At 55.2% G+C, this 17,670-nt stretch carries 10 protein-coding genes; 1 reads left to right on the forward strand and 9 read right to left on the reverse strand.

Translation table 11 applies throughout. The features are described 5' to 3' along the window. Positions 1 to 38: 38 nt before the first annotated feature. Entirely contained in the window at positions 39 to 1,250 is a 1,212-nt protein-coding gene (locus GJJ30_RS05695) for a proline dehydrogenase family protein (protein ID WP_229312983.1), read from the reverse strand. Positions 1,251 to 1,494: 244 nt separating this feature from the next. On the opposite strand from GJJ30_RS05695, the gene GJJ30_RS05700 reads away from it, so the two are divergent. Continuing rightward, positions 1,495 to 2,598 (forward strand): chorismate mutase, encoded by a 1,104-nt coding sequence (locus GJJ30_RS05700; RefSeq protein ID WP_154174080.1) that lies wholly within the window; start codon positions 1,495 to 1,497, stop codon positions 2,596 to 2,598. A 65-nt stretch (positions 2,599 to 2,663) separates the two neighbouring features. Here the strand turns inward: GJJ30_RS05700 and GJJ30_RS05705 are convergent, their stop codons facing one another. The 8 genes from GJJ30_RS05705 to GJJ30_RS05740 form a co-directional block, all read right to left on the reverse strand. Then, positions 2,664 to 3,557 (reverse strand): DUF4249 domain-containing protein, encoded by an 894-nt coding sequence (locus tag GJJ30_RS05705; RefSeq protein WP_154174082.1) that lies wholly within the window; start codon positions 3,555 to 3,557, stop codon positions 2,664 to 2,666. Between the two features lie 4 nt (positions 3,558 to 3,561). Next, positions 3,562 to 6,045, reverse strand: coding sequence for a TonB-dependent receptor (locus GJJ30_RS05710; RefSeq protein WP_154174084.1), 2,484 nt, complete (start codon positions 6,043 to 6,045; stop codon positions 3,562 to 3,564). Positions 6,046 to 6,163: 118 nt separating this feature from the next. Next, positions 6,164 to 7,135: a DUF4249 domain-containing protein gene (locus GJJ30_RS05715; RefSeq protein ID WP_154174086.1), complete on the reverse strand. Its 972-nt coding sequence runs from the start codon at positions 7,133 to 7,135 to the stop codon at positions 6,164 to 6,166. 6 nt (positions 7,136 to 7,141) lie between these two features. Further along, on the reverse strand, positions 7,142 to 9,592 hold the full coding sequence (locus GJJ30_RS05720; protein ID WP_154174088.1) for a TonB-dependent receptor: 2,451 nt from the start codon (positions 9,590 to 9,592) through the stop codon (positions 7,142 to 7,144). Positions 9,593 to 10,105: 513 nt separating this feature from the next. Further along, positions 10,106 to 11,575: a hypothetical protein gene (locus tag GJJ30_RS05725; RefSeq protein ID WP_154174090.1), complete on the reverse strand. Its 1,470-nt coding sequence runs from the start codon at positions 11,573 to 11,575 to the stop codon at positions 10,106 to 10,108. 207 nt (positions 11,576 to 11,782) lie between these two features. Next, positions 11,783 to 12,916, reverse strand: coding sequence for an efflux RND transporter periplasmic adaptor subunit (locus GJJ30_RS05730; RefSeq protein WP_154174092.1), 1,134 nt, complete (start codon positions 12,914 to 12,916; stop codon positions 11,783 to 11,785). Between the two features lie 21 nt (positions 12,917 to 12,937). Continuing rightward, the gene (locus tag GJJ30_RS05735; RefSeq protein ID WP_154174094.1) at positions 12,938 to 16,189 is read right to left on the reverse strand and encodes an efflux RND transporter permease subunit; all 3,252 of its coding nucleotides are present in this window, start codon (positions 16,187 to 16,189) and stop codon (positions 12,938 to 12,940) included. A 10-nt stretch (positions 16,190 to 16,199) separates the two neighbouring features. Continuing rightward, positions 16,200 to 17,621, reverse strand: coding sequence for a TolC family protein (locus tag GJJ30_RS05740; protein WP_154174096.1), 1,422 nt, complete (start codon positions 17,619 to 17,621; stop codon positions 16,200 to 16,202). Between the last annotated feature and the right edge of the window lie 49 nt (positions 17,622 to 17,670).

A 17,670-nucleotide genomic window follows, 5' to 3' on the forward strand; every position in this document is an offset into this window, starting at 1 on the left:
GACGGTTTTGGAGTGTAAAGCTCCCAAAAGTGGTTTATTTACTTATTGCGGCCACTCTTTCGTCGCTGCAATTCATTCTTTACCAGAAGAAATTCCCGGCTGCTCTGACCGGCAATCGACTTGTTTTCGGCCGCCCGGCGGAACAAATACGGCATAACCGCTTCGACCGGTCCATACGGAACATATTTCGCTACATTATAACCCGCGTGGGCCAGGTTATACGAAATATTGTCGCTCATTCCCAGCAACTGAGCAAACCAGATGTGCGCATCGCCGGGTGCAACGCGTAACTCCTGCATGCGGTTGATGCAATACTGGCAACTGTACTCGTTGTGCGTACCCAGGCACATCGAAACGACCTCCCGGTTTACCAGGCAAAACTCAACCGCCTGATTGAAATCACGATCGGTTTCCTGCTTGGTATGGTGAATCGGATCGAGGTATTCGCCCTCGTGCGCCCGAATGCGCTCCTTTTCAATGTAAGCGCCCCGGACGAGCTTGGCTCCCAGCAGATAGCCTTTCGAGCGGGCGGTTTCCACGCTCTTTTTCAAATTGGCGAAGCTGTCGGAACGGTACAACTGGTAGGTATTATAGACAATACAATTTTGGTGATTGTATCGGTCCATCATTTCGTAAGCCAGTGTATCAATCGTATCCTGAATCCAGCTTTCTTCGGCATCGATAAAAATCCGGACGTTGCGCTCGCTGGCTCTCCGGCAGAGCGTGTCGACACGTTGCCGAACCCGCTCGTAGGCTTCCTTTTCTTCGTCGGTCAGCGAATCCCCGATCTGCACTTTCTCCAGCAATTCGGTGGAGGCAATACCGGTTACTTTGAACACGGAAAAAGGAATGTCATTCGACTCACTGGCCCGCTCGATGGTTCGCAAAATTTCGAGAACCGTTGCGTCGAAAGACGACTCGCTGTCTTCCCCTTCAACGGAATAATCCAAAATTGTCCCAACGTGGCCGTTGTGCAGTTTTTGGATCGTTTTCTCACAATCACGAATGGTTTCGCCCCCGCAGAACTGCTCGAAAATAGTACTCTTAATGAGTTTTTTTACAGGAAGTTGGAGTTTGAATGCCAGTTTGATAAAAAAAGTGCCTAAATTTACCAGCCAACCTTGATTCATCAGCGCAAATAACCAATAAGTTCTGAGAAGTTTCCCGTTGGACTGGGAAGAGAAGGCAATCGACGTGTCTTCAAACGAGACGGACTTGGTTGTAGTGGCCCGTTGAACGATCGTTGGCATAGAAGATGGACTTCGGTTTGACATAATTACTGTCTGGTGCACCAACTAGTGATCCGAAAGTTAAAATTTGTTTTCGGGATTCCTAACACTGACGTATAAACTTGTTTTAACGTCAATTTGTTGTCAGCCAAAAGGGATGCAAAGTTAAGTTAAAAACGCCTGTATCTACAGCTAATATACTAAATTTTTTTAATTAAAGTTTCCGATAGAGTAATAGAAGTAAACAAACGAATTGAGTTCGAGTATGAAGCCAAGTTTAGAAGTCCTGCCGCTCAATAGCTGGGTAGAGACGAACGGAAAACCGCTCATTATTTCGGGGCCCTGCAGCGCCGAAACCGAAGAGCAATTAGTCGAAACGGCTCGCCAGTTGGCCCAATTGGGAGCGGTTCATGTCATTCGTGCCGGTGTATGGAAACCCCGCACCCGCCCAGGTAGCTTTGAAGGTATGGGAAAAGCGGCTCTGCCGTGGATTCAGCGCGCCAAAGCCGAAACCGGGTTGCCGTTTGCGGTGGAAGTTGCCACCCCGGAGCACATCGAACTGGCATTGAAATATGGTGTTGACGTTTTGTGGGTAGGTGCCCGTACGACGGTAAACCCTTTTAACGTTCAGGAGATTGCGGATGCCCTGCGGGGTGTGGATGTGCCGGTTTTGATCAAAAACCCCATCAACCCGGATCTGGCGCTCTGGATTGGAGCATTTGAGCGGATTGCCGGTGCCGGTATTACCAAGCTGGGCGCAATTCACCGCGGATTTTCGACGGGAGAGGCTTCTAAATACCGCAATATTCCCCTGTGGCAAATCGCCATCGAACTGAAATCGACGTTCCCCAACCTGCCGATGATCGGTGACCCAAGCCACATGGCCGGAAAACGGGCGTACTTGCAGGAACTGGCGCAGATGCAGATGGACCTGAACTACGACGGTCTGATCGTGGAGTCACACATTGATCCCGATAAAGCGTGGAGCGATGCGGCTCAGCAATTGACTCCGGCGGCATTTGGCGAAATGCTGGAACACCTGCACATCCGGAAAGTTGATTCGCAGAACATCGAGTTCCAGGGTGCTATGGAGCAAATCCGGAGCAAAATCGACAACGTTGACCGGCAGTTGGTGGAAATGCTGGCCGCCCGGATGGCGTTGGTCGAGAAACTGGCCGAATACAAGCGCGAAAATAACGTAACCATCTTCCAGCCCGATCGCTGGAAAGAGGTGCACGAAACGCGGGCCAAACAAGGCCAGAAAATGGGCCTGTATCCAGAACTGGTGGAAGAAATCTTCAAGATCATCCACATGGAGTCTATCCGGAAGCAAACCGAAGTGATGAACAGCAACGAGCAGAGCGCGTAAGTAGCTGATCATTCCTGTTGATACATATCCAAGCCTGTTGGATTCCAAAAATCCGACAGGCTTTTTTACTTTAAAGTAACCAAAACCGTCGAGCGGTTATAGGCTCCGAAACAACCCAAACCGCCCTGAATGTTGGTTGGGATCGGCACCGGTTCGGAAAACGGGTTCGTGTCGGTCTGCCGCTGCCGTTCCAGCGCTTCGTGATAGCGGTAATACTCCGGGCTCAGGTGCAGCAAATCCGCCGTCAAAACGAATGGCTTGCTGAAAAAACCGGTGAAAAACCACAGATTGGACGGAATGGAAAGTCCGAGATACCCTTTTTCGGAAACCATTGGTGTAGCGTTGCTTTCCCGGTCGGTGTAAAAAGGATTCGCAACAAACTGGACGGGCTGGCGGACCGGTTTTTCGGGCGCACAGCCCGGGCAGCGATACGAAAAAATGCCCTCTGTTTGGTAATAATCGGATTGACTGGCCGCATCGGCCCAGAAATAACGCGCAAACAGACGCTTTCGCGGCACATCATTTTCCAGAACCACTTCCGAATCGAGCTGAACCTGCTGCAAGTTAACCGAAACCGGCACGGTTGTCGTGGCTTCTACGCGCTGTCCATCCGGCGTTTGCACCCTTAACTGATACGTTTCTCCGGCCCGAATGGGAAACACGTTTGGATCAGCGCGGTAGTAGCGGAGCTTGGGGTGATAAATCAGCGGAATGCTGCGCGAACCGGTCTGCAGGCTTACCGTGGCATTCGTGATTTCCAGATTGGTAACGGGTTGATCGTCGAGAATGGGGCGCGAACGAGCCACTTTGGCCGCTAAAACCGTATCCTGTGGCGAAATAAAACAGGCGACGATCAGCTTGGCCGACCGGTCCGCGAGTTGCTGCGGTTCGACTTCCCGGCGCAGATTCTGGCAGGAAATCAGAAAAACCGTACCGAGAAGCCATCCGAATCTTTTCATACCCTCAGAATGAAACCGTGTAGCTGACCGAAGGAACCATCGGAAACAGCGAATATTTGTACAGGACACTTTTGGAATGTTTGCCGACACCCTGATCTTTTCCTTCCAGCGAATAATAAAACGGGTTTCGGCGGTTGTAAACGTTGTAAATGCCGACCTCCCAGGTCCGAGCAAACCGGTTTCGTTGCTTCTGAAACCGGAAACCGACATCCAGCCGGTGGTAAGCTTCCGCCCGGAAACTGTTCCGACCACCGTATTCTTTGACATTGGGTGCCGGGCCAAACAACTGCTCCTGGGCGCTACCGGAATTGGCCGAGGAAGAAGGGCGATTTTCGAAACCGGAAAACCGGGAAATCGGCAGCGTAAGCGCCTGCCCGGTGCCATACACCCAGGTCCAGGAAAACGTAAGCCCCGGTTTTAGCTCGTATATCCCAACCAACGAAGCGTCGTGCCGCCGGTCGTAGCGCGGGTGAAATCGCTGCCCACCGTTCAACGCCGGAAACTGCGACCAGGCCCAGGAAAGCGTATAGCCCAGCCAGCCCGAAAGCCGACCGGTTTTTTTCTGGACCAGAAATTCCCCGCCGTACGACCAGCTCCGACCGGAAGTAATGTTGATTTCCCAGGGTTTGTTATCGGCCGGTTGCGCAGGTTCTTCCTGTAGAAAACTGGCCCCTTCAACGTAACTGATGCTGTTGCTGAGGATTTTATAATACCCTTCCAGCGTAACGGCCAGATTCCGGCTTGGGTGACTGGCGTGGGTAAAATCCCGGGCCAGCCCAACGGCGACCTGATGCGCCTGCTGCGGAAGAAGGCGGCTGGTGGTGGGAACCCACAGATCGGCGGGCAAACCGGCCCCGTTGTTCGACAGCAGATGCGTAAACTGGTTCATCATCGCGTACGAAGCCTTGACCGAAAACGACGGTTTTACCAGATACGCTACCGACAACCGGGGTTCGGGGCGGAAATACTGGATCGGCCGTCCGGCGCGGACCGATGTGCCTTCCGATTGGCCGGCCGGTTTTCCGGTCCGGGGTAAGGTACCCGTTCGAATCAGCAAAAAATGGCTGAGCCGAAAACCGGCGTTCACATGCCAGTGAGCGACCGGTCGCCAGGTGTCTTCGGCGTACAAGCCGGATTCCAGGGCGTCGATGAACAGGCGGGGCGTCGTCGGATCAACGTCTTCCGTCGTCACCACGGCGCCGGGCGTAAACCGGTGGTGCGTCGTCTGAAAGCCGAAACGGAACTGGTGATGGGCCGGAAAATAATCAACCGCGTATTTCAGTGAAAGGTCCCGAATACCGGAGCGATACCGGAGCGCATACCGCAGGCTGGTCGTGTCGCGGAGGCCGACATCTTCGTTGGCGACATTCAGGTGGTATTGGGTGTAAATGAGCGATAGATTGGTAAACGCCCGTTCAGAAATCAGGTGATGCCAGCGGAACGTAGCGGTTCCATTGCGCCAGTTTAAACTCCCCTGCAGCGGATTGCTCCCCGACTTCTGGCGATTGACAAAGGCATCCCGACTTCCAAAACCGCTCAGCAAAAACCGGTCTTTCCGACCCAGCGTCACGTTCAGCCGGGCGTTCAGATCGTAAAAATAGGTGTTGCTCTGAGTAGACTCCGTTGTCGAAGTAGCAAACGGGCGGGTAACGAGATCGATGTACGTTCGGCGCCCCGCAATCAGGAACGAGGCCGGATGAGTCGATGCGCGTTTTTTGCCCAGCGGTCCTTCCAGCATCAGCCGCGACGAAACCAGTCCGAGGCTGGCCTCACCGGCCAGCTTTTCCGAATTTCCTTCTTTCGTATTGACTTCGATCACCGACGAAAGTCGTCCGCCAAATCGCGCCGGAAAACCGCCTTTTGTCAGTTCGACAGTCCGGACGACACCGCCGTTGAAGGCCGAAAAAAAGCCCAGCAAATGCCCGGGATTGTAAATCACGGCTTCATCGAGCAAAATCAGATTCTGGTCGGGACCACCCCCGCGCACGTAAATGCCGGTATTTCCCTCCGAACCTTTCTGAACGCCCGGCAGAAGTTGCAGCACCCGCAAAACGTCTTTTTCGCCCAGCAAAGCCGGTATTTTTTCGATTTGGCTGGCGGAAATACGGATCTGGCTCATTTGCGGAATATCGCTGACGGTTCGTTCTCCCGTAGCGGAGCGGACGGTTAATTCGCGCAAAAGTTGTCCGGCGGTTAAAAAAACACGCAGCTGTTGCGGGCTGCGGAAGGGAACGGTTTGCTGGATCGTCTGGTAGCCTACGAACGAAAAAACCAGCGTCAGGCTGTCCTGCTCGGGGAGGGTTAGGGAGAAAAAACCGCTCGGGTTGGTGATAGTTCCGAAGGCGCGATCGGGTGTGTAGACGTTTACGCCACCGAGGGCGGCACCGGGGCCTGCTTCATGAACAAAACCGCTGACGGTATAGCGGGTCTGCCCCGGACTGCTGAAGCCGAAAAGCAAAAGGCACAGCACCGCAAACAGACGTTTCATTCACTAGCAGAGAGATGGTAAGAAAGTTACCCAAGATACGATTTATCAGACAAATTAGATTGAGTTGCAATACATTATCGATTGCGAAACCGAATAGATTGGGCTGCATTACGGAGCGTTAGTTTAGTGTAGCGGTTTTGGTGGAACGGTTGTATGCCGCAAAGCACCCTAAACCACCCCGGATGTTGGTCGAAATCAAAACCGGTTCCGCGAACGGGTTTCCTTCGATGTCGTTCTGCTGCTGAAGTGTTCGGTGGTAATCGTAATAATTTTTATCCACGTGCAGGAGCATGGAGCTGACCAAAATCGGGCGTTGGGTGAGCGGGATATTCCCGCCGTACGATCCATTGCTCAGGCTATCGAAATAACTATAATTGAGGTAATTCGGCAGGTTTCCTTTTGGTGAGGTAATGGATTGACCATTCTGGTTGAGGTCGGAAATGTGCTGGTTGACCGCGTCAAAATAAAGCGGAGCCTGCATGAAAACCTGTCTTCGAAAAGTGTCGGGCCGCGATTGTCCCGCGACAAACCGGTTCAGGGTTACCCACTGATTGGCCCGGACTTCCCCCGCAACCCGGTAATAATTGGTCTGATCGGCCGGGTCTTCCCAGGTCAGACGGGCGTCGTAAAGCCAGCGGGATGAACCGCCCCAGAAATTGGTTTCCCGCGTTGAATCCAGTTTGATGGAGGTGATTGGAATGGCTTTCGGAACCGTACAGGAAGCCGTAACCGACAGGTCGCGCCATTGCACGGCTAGCTGGTACGTTTTTCCGGCTTCGATGGGAAACAGCCGGGGGTCGGCCACGTGGGCATACTGTTTTGGATCGAATTTCAGTTCGATGGACCGGTTTCCTTCCGTTAAAACGACTTTGATCTCACTCGCAAGGGCCGAAGCGCGCGGTTCCAGAACCGGCTGGGAAAGACTGACGGTGGCCAGCAGGAGCGTGTCCTGCGGAGAAATGTAGCATTGAACGGCCAGTTTCCGTTCGACCTTCGGCAGACGATCCGGATCAACCTCATTGATAAGGCTTTCACAGGCGGTCAGCGATGCAATTGAGCCAGCGAGGAGGAGAAAAAGTAAAAACCGCATATCGAGTTAGAACTTGAAATTATAACTAAAGGACGGAACCACCGGGAAAACGGAATACCGCTTCAGGACCGTGGTCGACGGCGCCGTCGGCGTTTCGCCCGCTTTCGTTTGCAGCGCGTAAAAGAACGGATTCCGGCGGTTATACAGGTTGTAGACGCTGAACTCCCAGGTGCGCTCGTGGTGCCGTTTTTTCTTGTGAAACTGAATCCCAAAATCCATTCGGTGATAAGGCTCAGCCCGGAAGCTGTTTTTGGCGCCGTAATCGTTGGCCGGTTGGAAGAAGGGATAAAAACCGCCGGGATAAAAGCCATTCGAGGGGTTGGTGACCGGCTGGTGGGGGCGGGGCGAATATTCGGCCAGCGGCACCGTCAGCGCATTGCCGGTGCCGTAAACCCAGGTTCCTGACAGCGTAATGCGGGGACTAAGCTCGTAAATGCCAACCACCGAAATGTCGTGCCGCCGGTCGTAACGCGGGAAAAACTTCTTCCCGAAATTCAGCTCCGGAAACTGCCACTGCGTCCACGACAGCGTGTAGCCCAGCCAGCCCGAAAACCGCCCGACTTTCTTCTGGAGCAAAAATTCCGCGCCGTACGACCAGCCCTTGCCCGCCGTCACGTTGTCTTCCCAGCGCACCTCATTGGCCGATTCCGGGTTGCCAATGAGCAGAAAACTGGCCCCTTCGCGGTAGTTGATGATGTTTTTCATCGTTTTGTAATAGCCCTCCACGGTCAGCGTCATTCCCCGAAACAAACTACCCGCTTTCGTAAAATCTTTGGCAAAACCGGCGGCAAGCTGCTCCGACTGCTGCGGTTTGATGCGGTCCGTGGTGGGTACCCACAAGTCCGTTGGCAGGCCGATGCCGGTATTCGACAGCAGGTGAACGTACTGGTTCATCAGCGCATACGACGCCTTGATCGAGAAATCCGGCTTCAGCACTAAAGCCGCTGACAGTCGCGGTTCGGGTCGGACGTAATTCACGGCTTTGTGCTGAAACAGACTCAGCCGAAAACCGCCATTCACCCGCCAGCGTTCGTTCGGTTTCCAGGTGTCTTCGGCGTAGACGCCCGATTCCTGGACCCGAATCGCGTCGACTTCGGTGCGGAATTGCGCAGCTTCGGTGTTTTTCAGGACAATGGCGCTGGGTGTGAATTTGTGGTTGGTGGTCTGCAACCCAAACCGGACCGAATGCCGGGGATTGGGGTAATAATCCAGGTCGTACTTAACGGTTAGATCCCGAATCCCGGAATTGTACCGGAGTTGGTACGTGCTGGTTTCGAGTTCCGTACCGTTGCGCCGGGTCGATTCTTCCTCCGATCCGATCTGAAAAATATAATTACTGTAGATCAGTGAGGCATTGGAGAAGAGCTTTTCCGAGAAAAGGTGGTTCCAGCGCAGCGTTCCGGTTCCGTTGCCCCAGAACAGGCTTCCATTGGTTTTGGTCCGGAATTCTTCTTTGGGCGTTTCGCGGGCAAAAAACCGGTCGCGGCCAAAATAACCGCTCAGGTAAACCTTGTCTTTCCGGCCAAAATCGTAATTGACTTTGGCGTTCAGATCGTAGAAATAATACCCGGCCATCGCTTCACCCTTGCTTTCTGCCCGGATCAACGGCCGCGCTATCACGTCCAGGTACGTCCGCCGGGCCGATACCAGAAACGACGATTTGCCTTTCTGAATGGGTCCTTCGAGCGTCAGTCGGGAAGCAATCAGGCCAATACCGCCCTCGCCGTGGAGTTTTTCCTTGTTGCCTTCCTTCATGTTCATCTCAATTACCGACGACAGCCGCCCGCCGTAGCGCGCCGGAAAACCGCCTTTGATCAGCTCGACGCTCTTGAGCGCATCGCCGTTGAAGACCGAGAAAAAACCGAACAGGTGATTGGCGTTGTAGACCACGGCATCGTCCATAACGACCAGATTCTGGTCGGGACCACCCCCGCGCACGTAAATGCCGGTGCTGCCTTCGGAGCCTTTCTGCACGCCCGGCATGAGTTGCAGCACTTTCAGAACGTCTTTTTCGCCCAGAAAAGCCGGTATTTTCTTGATTTGATTGATCGGCACGTCGATGGTACTCATGCGCGGGCTTTCGCTGACTTTCTCTTCACCGGAACGGTTGCCGGTTACGGTCACTTCCGACAGCATCCGACCGGGCGTGAGCTGGACGTTCAGTTCGGTTTTTCGCTGAAAAGAGACGGTTTGCTGCACGGATTCGTAGCCCACGAAGGAGAACGCCAGAATAACACTATCCTGCGCGGGCAGCGTCAGGGAATAAAAACCGTAGGTGTTGGTAACGGTTCCGGTGGAGGTACCGGGTAGGTACACATTCACGCCAATGAGGGCTTCCTGACTGCCTTTTTCGCGAACGTAACCGCTAACGGTGTAACGGTTGGTCGGGGTTTGCGCCAGAGTTGAAACAACGGTGAACAGAAAAAAGGTGTGGATACTGAGTAGCAGGTGCTTCATATTTTGACATGCAAATAAAAGCATTCAACCCTTATACGACGAAAGAGCGGAAAAAGTATGGAAAGGTTGGAAGTTAACAGTTTTTAAGAACTGAAATGAATCCAGGGAACTTGGTAATTATTTTAGGGTTAAAGTCGTCGTTTCCGGACTGAGTCGATTTTGATGCCACAGATAAATGCCTCTTTCTGGCAATTCAGCTTGCGAAATAAGCAGTTGATACACAGGCGGTTTTACGGAGCGGGTGGCGGTTCCGACAAAACCTTTCTGAATAAGCTGGTTCAATAAGTTAATTCATTCGACGTAAATTACGTAGGCTATAATGGTTGATTATCAGCGATTCAAGTGCCATCGGCACGAAATATTTGTAGCAATGGTCATGATCACACCACTTAAGCGTGCCATCGGTACGCAATTCAATTTTAGTTGCGTACCGATGGCACGCGTCGGATGCGTAAAAACCGGCAAAGAAGCCTCTGCCGGTTTTATTAAGCACCAAAATAGCTAGCTACTTTCTTAAAAGGCCCAGTTCAGGAGTGAAGCCCGGGCGGGCTGGTTGTTTTCCAGCAGGTGCAGCCGCAGCAAGCCAGAGACAAACTCATTGGCACCCAGCTTGGATTCGTAATACGGGTCCTGCGGTTGCCGGACAAACAATTTCCCGCTCCAGAGTTTCTGGATGCCAATGTTACCGAGTTTGTGGGCGTGTTGTACCAGTTGTTTATCGTTCAGCACTTCGGCTGCGTCCAGCGTAAACTGCAAAGCATTGGCCAGACTATTCATCACGAAGGTGTCGGGCCAGGCCTGGGCGGCTACCAGCGTGGCGGCTTTCCGGACCATATTTCGGTAAACCGGGTCGCCGGTAACTTTGTAGAAATAAGCCGCCACGCGCCCCACCAGCAGGATATCCGCAGCGCCGTACCCGGTGTTGATGACCTGAATCAGGGTCGGGTCGGCTACTTTTCCGTCCAGGGCGACTTCGCTGTAATAGCCTTTGCGCTGCTCATCCCAGGAGTATTTTTCGATGGCTTTCAGGAAGGTTTCCGCTTTCTCCCGGAAATGCGCAAAATCCGGGTGGTTCTGCGACGATTTCAGCAGGTAATACGCCAGCAGCGACGCGCCCGGCAGCGAGGCATTAACCCCGGAAGGCCGGGGATCGTCGACGCACGAAATGGTCAGGTTCGTTTCGGGATTCCGGAATTTCCAGAACAGATTGCCCGTTCCTTCGCTCCAGCGTTTCCATTCCGGATTGCCGGTTTTTCCGTACAGAAACGTGAACGAGTAACATTGCAGACCGGAGTGTTTGATCCAGGCCTGTCCGCCGTCCTGGTATTGTTCCAGACCCCGGTATTCGGGTTTATCGGCTTTGTGCCAGCGGGCGTGCCGGTTATACAGAAAACTCTGAGTAACCCCCGACCGAAAATGGTAACGAACTCCGGCGATGGCCTTGCGCGTGGCTGCCGAATCAATTTCCCAGAGAAACGCCCAGGGCGGGGTGCTTTCGATAAACTCGTGCGACTTGTATTTGCCGAGCGGGTCCGAACCTTCCATCACCGTATCGGCGTAAAAGTTGTAGTAAATGTGTTCCCCCCAACCCAGCAAACCGGTGAGCGGATTCTGGCTGTAGGTCATAAAATCGCGGGCGTACTGGTTAAGCGCCGTTGTGTAACGCTGGTTGCCGGTAAGGGCAGTCAACTCTTTCAGGACCTTGACCAGCTCAACGTCGTGGTAAAAATTACTGCCGCCCACCGCCCGGTCCGACGGCCGCGTGCCTTCCGTGGGCGTCACATTTTCTTTCGGAATGCTCATGTCGCGGGTGTCGATCACGGAAGCCAGCATGTTGCTTTTCTGGCGGCCGTACTGATCTTTTCCCCGGTCGATCAACTGATCGCAATGGGTTTTTACGTAATACAGATAATCCTTCTTCTGAGCCCGGCAGAGGGGCGAAAACAGAAAGCTCAGGAGGAAAAGGGTAGGGGTAATTTTCATGGAAAGGGTTTTATGTGTAAATACGATGATCTGACCAAAAGGTACCACACCGTTTCCCTGCCAATGTTCCGATTAGAGAAATTGCTACGAATACGCCCTGATTTTCAGTGAATTATTCTTTTACAAAGAGTTTTGCCGCAAAGGCGTTGAACCGAAAACAGATCGTCATCGAATGTACGTGCTTATTCGACGACGATCCGTGCATGTTTAGCTTTTCACCTCCTGAATGTGAACCGACGCCCCGTCGGCCATTTCTTCGCTGGCGGTTTTCAAAATCACTTCCCCCGGTTTCAGGTCGCCAAACACCTGCGTCTGCCCGGCGGCATCGTCGCCCTTCTGCACGGTAGTTCGCACGGCTTTTCCATTAATCACCTTGAAGACGAACGTGCGGTCCATCGTGCTGACTACCGCCGACTTGGGAACGTAAATGCTTCCTTCGCCCGATGGACTGACCGGCAGCCGGGCCGAGGCAAACATACCCGGTTTGAGCTTGCCACCCCTGTTCTGGAAGTCAATTTCCACCAGTTCGGAGCGGGTTTCGGGCCGAACACTGTTAGCGACGCGGCTGATGCGTCCGGTAAAGGTTTGATTGGGAAAACTCCGCACTGCAAATTGAACCGGATTGCCGCGCCGGATGTCGCCCAGGTACGCTTCCGGAACCGCAATGCGGAGCCGCAGCCGGTCGAGTTGCTTGATTTTCAGAATGGGAACGCCGTTCTGTCCGCCCGGCCCCACAAACGCGCCGGGAGCCAGCCGCCGGTCGGTAATGACGCCCGAAAACGGAGCGGTTATTTTAAGATAGCTGACGAGTTGCTGAACCGAACTGTAATGGGCGTTGGCTGCAACCACCGCCAGACTATCCGAAACCGCTTTGGTCCGGGCGGCATCCAGGTCCACCGGCGAGATGGCCCCGAGGGTTTTGCTCGTCCGTAACACCCGCTGGTAGGTGCCTTTGCTGGCCCCGTAAACCGCTTCGGCGGCTTTGACCTTCGAATACGCTTCAGTGAGGTTGGCCGTCAGCTCCGGCGCTTCCAGTTCGGCCAGCACCTGTCCCTGATTCACCCGATCGCCAATGTCGGCGTGGAGCGCCTTGACATAACTGCTGACGCGCGGATAGAGATCGGTTTCGTAATAGCTTTCCAGCTCGCCCGGCAGGTTGAGCTCCCGCGTGGGTTGGGACGCCGTGAGTCGGACGGCTTCGTAGCGGATTTCTTCGTCGAGCGGGGCTTCCGCCATCCGGTTGTTTTCCGCCGATGAATCACCGCAGCTGTTTAAAAATAGACCGGAACCCGCCAACAGCAGCAGACTTAGATAAGGTCGAATAGGAGCAGGGAATAACATAATGTTTTGCGTTTCAGTGCGTTAAACAGTTTCAAGAACGGCGATTTCGGAGCGGTTTCCATCAAAAACCGTACTGTCCGGATCGTCGGGATCGAGCGAGGGCGAATCGAAGTTGGTGCGACGCTGCACACCCGCGAAAACCACTGGCAGAATCAGCAGGGCGGCAATTGTGGAAAACAGTAGCCCCCCAATAACCGCCCGGCCCAGCGGAGCGGTTTGTTCCCCGGATTCGCCGAGGCCGCTGGCCATCGGGATCATCCCGGCGATCATGGCGAGCGCCGTCATCAGAATGGGCCGCAACCGGGCCGCCCCGGCCACCCGCGCGGCTGCTTTGGCGTCGCGGTACCGGATTCGCAGCGATTCGGCGTTGGTCACCAGCAGCAGCGCATTAGCCACCGAAACCCCGACCGACATAATAATGCCCATATACGATTGCAGATTCAGCGTCTGTCCGGTCGTCAGCAAAAGCGTCAAGGAACCTGCCAGCACGGCGGGCACGCTCACCAGCACCACGCCCGCGACTTTAAACGACTGGTAATTAGCCGCCAGCAGGAGAAAGATTACCACAATCGCCAGCCCCAGACCGAATTGCAGGCTACTCAGCGTTTCCTGAAGCAGTTGGGCCAGTCCGCGCAGTTCGACCACCGAGCCTTTCGGCGGCTCGCCAGCCGCCTTGATGGCGGCCTGAACATCCCGGGTTGCGGTGCCTAAATCCATGTTGTTAACATTGGCCGAAACCGTAATGATGCGCCGGGGACCAATGCGGTCGTACTGCCCCGGAACGTTGGTAGGACGGATGGTGGCCACGTCGCCCAGCGTGGGCCGGAGCTGACCTTTCACGAGCGGAATGCTCTGAATATCGGCCACCGACTTCATGTGCTGTTGTTCCAATTCAATCTGAACCTGGTAGGCAAACCCTTTCGACTGATCGAGCCAGAGGTTTTTGGCCGTAAACCGGCTCGATGAGGTAGCCGCCACCAGCGATTTCGCAATCTCGTCGGTACTCAGGCCCAATTGCGCAGCCCGTTCACGATCCACCTGAATCTGAACGGTGGGGTAGCTCAGGGGCTGGTTGATGCGCCGATCCCGCAGGTATGGTATTTCCCGTAGTCGCGCCAGCAGCCGGTTGGCGTAGTGTTGTCCTTCCGCCAGGTCTTTTCCGCCCACCAGAATTTCGATCGGCGTTTGCGCACCCTGACTCATGATTTTGTCGGTCAGGTCGATGGGTTCGAACGATAGCCGGACGTTGGGTAATTTCTGCCGGACGCGCCGACGAATCTGTTCCTTCAGGGCGTCGAGTGAGCGAACCTCGTAGTCATCGGATAAATTGACCTGCAAAACGGCTTCGTGTGGCCCCGAATTGAATACGTACAGGGCGCTGGTTCCGTAGCTGGAGGGCGTCATGCCCACAAAGGCCGACGAAATGGCGATGTTCTTGTTCCCAACAATGTCGCCGATTTGCCGGATCACCTGTTTGGTCAGCTCTTCCGTTCGTTCGATGCGCAGCCCCTGCGGCCCCACAATCCGGACCTGAAACTGGCGGGCGTGGTTCTGCCGGGGCATCATGTCCTGCCCAATCTGCGTAAAACCGATGCCAATCAGAACGGCGCAAAGCAGGCCGTACACCGTTATCACCAGCACCCGCCGACCCATCAGGCCGTCGAGCACCCGGAGGTAGCCGAGCTTGAACCGCTCAAAACCGCTTACTTTGGCGGGATGGCGGTTTTCGTACCGTTCCTGCTGCTTTTCCTGCCCGTTGGTTAAATCGGGTAAAATGCTCAGATCGTGCGGGGCGGCATGGAGGTGGTTTTTCAGCCACCAGTTCGAGACAACCGGTACGAAGGTTTGCGACAGAATGTAGGAAACGATGATCGTAAAGCCGACCGACAGCGACAGGGGCAGAAACATCCCCCGGGGCACACCATTCATCAGGAACGCGGGCGCAAAAACCGCCAGAATACACAGGGTGATCAGCAGCAGTGGAAACGCCACTTCCTGGCAGGCATCCAGAATGGCCCGGGCTTTGGGCTTGCCCATTTCCAGATGCTGGTGAATGTTTTCGATCACCACCGTGGCCTGATCGACCAGAATCCCAATGGCCAGTGCCAGGCCCGAGAGCGTCATGATGTTGATCGTCTGGCCGGTCAGATTCAGCAGCAGTATGGCCGCCAGGATGGAAACAGGGATGGTGAGAATCACGATCAGCGAACTCCGCCAGTCGCCCAGAAAGAGCAGCACCATCAAACCGGTCAAAACCGCCCCTAAACCGCCCTCCACGCCCAGGCTGTGCACGGCCTGCGTCACGTATTTGGACTGGTCGAACTCATAGGTGAGCTGCACATCGTCCGGCAGCAGCGCTTTCATTTCGGAGAGCCGGGCCTTCAGGGCGTTCACGACACTCATCGTCGATGCGTCGGCGGTTTTGGTGACCGGAATGTAGACCGATCGTTTGCCGTTGACCAGCGCGTACCCCACGGGCATATCGGTCGCATCTTCTACCGTGGCCACGTCGCGCAGAAAAACCGTCGGGCCGACGCCCTTGCGAAGCGGCACGTTCATGAATTCGTCTACTTTGTCGAGAACGGTATTGCTGGGCGTCATCACCATATAATCGCCGATCCGCACGCTTCCGGCGGGCGAAATCTGATTGTTTTTCACCACCGCCTGCACGATTTCGTCGGGCGTCAGTTCGTAACTCCGCATCCGTTCGGGCGACACGCGAACCACCACGGTTCGCTCGTTCCCGCCGAATGGCGGAGGTGCCGAGGCTCCCGGAATCTGGGAAAACAGCGGGCGAATGCGGGTCGACGCCAGATCCTGCATTTCGCCCAGCGACGCCCGGCGGCTGCTGAACACCAACTGCCCGACCGGCAGACTCGAGGCATCGAAGCGCACTACAGTAGGCGGCACGGTGCCCGGTGGCAGGTAATTCATGACCCGGCTGACCTGATTGGCGACCTCGCCGGAGACCTGCGCCATGTTCACGTCTTCGTAAAACGTACACTTGACCAGACAAAGGCCCTGAATGTTCTTGACCTCCACGGCTTTAATTCCCGAAACATACAGCAACTGGTTCTGGTAGCGCGTGGCAATAAACCCTTCCATCTGGGCGGGCGTCATCCCGCCGTAGGGCTGGGCAATGTAAATGGTTGGCAGGTTGAGCGCGGGGAAAATATCGACCGGTATTTTCAGTAAAGCGAGTACGGCAAAAACCACGACGCCCACCAGCGCGACGATGACCGTAATGGGTTTGGCTAAGGCAGTTTTCAGCATGGCGATTGGGTTAGCGGGGCAGTTGTTGTAAAAAAGAATCCAGATCACCGGCGGTGGCCGCCCGCAGCAGCAGCGCCCGCCAGACACTGTTGGTGGTCAGGGCCTGATCCACTTCGGCGCGGTTGAGCAGCGCGGTGGCCTGGGTCAGCGTCAGAATGTTATCCAGCCCGGATTCGTAACGCGCCTGGGCCTGACCGTAGGCCTGTCGGGCCGCATCCAGTTGCAGCGGAGCCTGCCGGGCGCGGAGCCCGGCCAGTTCCAGTTGCAGCCTCGCATTCTGATCGGCGGTTTTGAGCGCCAGCGTTTGCTGGTTGTAATTCTGCTGAAAGGCGTTAATCCGTTCGCGCTGGGCATTCAGGGCATATTTCGTGCGAAACAGATCGGTGGGCCGCCAGATGGCCGTGACGCCCACGATGTAATTAAAAGACCGCAGCGGCAAACCGGCTCCCAGCGAAGGATCAATCCGGAACGTGCCGTCGGCTTCGGGACTCTTGCCAATGCCCGACCCCCGGCCCTGCAGTGAGCCAAGAAGCGAAACCGAAGGCAAGGCTGCGGTTTTCAGCCAGTTGACATTGGCCTGACTAAGTTCCAGCCCTTTTTGAAAAACCCGGAGTTGGGGATGAAGGCTGTTCGATGCGGGCGCTACCGACAGCAGCGGCAACCGGTCGTAGAAGACCAGCGAATCCAACTCGACCGCCGGGTTGGGCTGACCCACCAGTTCGGTTAACCGCAGGACTTGTTGCTGGGCAATCTGCTGACTTTCCAGGACCTGCAAGCGGGCGCGGGCGACTTCGGTATTGGCGACGGCGCTGTCGATTCCGGGTCGTAAACCGCCTTCGGTACTGGCCCGAATGATTGTTTGCAGCGCCTGTGCCCGTTCCAGACTGACGGTTTGCAGTGCCACGGCCTTCCGGGCATTCAACGCCAGCAGGTAGGCATCGCAAACCCGCACCTGATGCGTGAATAATTCGCCTTCGTAATCGGCCTGGGCCTGTTCGATCGTGAGTTGCGCCTGCTGCCGCCGGGCCTGCCGACGCCCAAACGTAACGGCTTCCCAATCAACGACCATCGACGTGCCGCTGCTCCAGGCGGCTTTGCCATTGAAGTCATCCGTTCGGACGCCGGAAATGGGCAGGAGCAAACCGCCATTGGAAATGTAAGCTCCGCGCACCTGGTTCGAGGTTGCATTGAGCAACTGGGCCTGCACCCCGGCCTGCGGCAGAAACGATTGCAGCAACCCCTGTTGATCGGCTTCGGCGGCCCGGATGGTCGCCAGTTTGCTGCGCAGACTCGGATAGTTGGTTCGCGCCAGTTCCAGTGCCTGGGTTAAGGTAAGTTGATCGGGCGTTGGCGGCTGCGCCCAGCTCAGGCTCGCCCAGCAACTGAGCCAGGCCGGTAGGAGCCAGTGGTATTTTTTTATCTTGGTAAGCATGCCATTCCGGATTAGGGATATGGACAAACCTACCTGATCGAGATTAGAA

This window comes from Larkinella terrae (assembly GCF_009668025.1).
In the GTDB taxonomy this organism is placed as follows: domain Bacteria; phylum Bacteroidota; class Bacteroidia; order Cytophagales; family Spirosomataceae; genus Larkinella; species Larkinella terrae.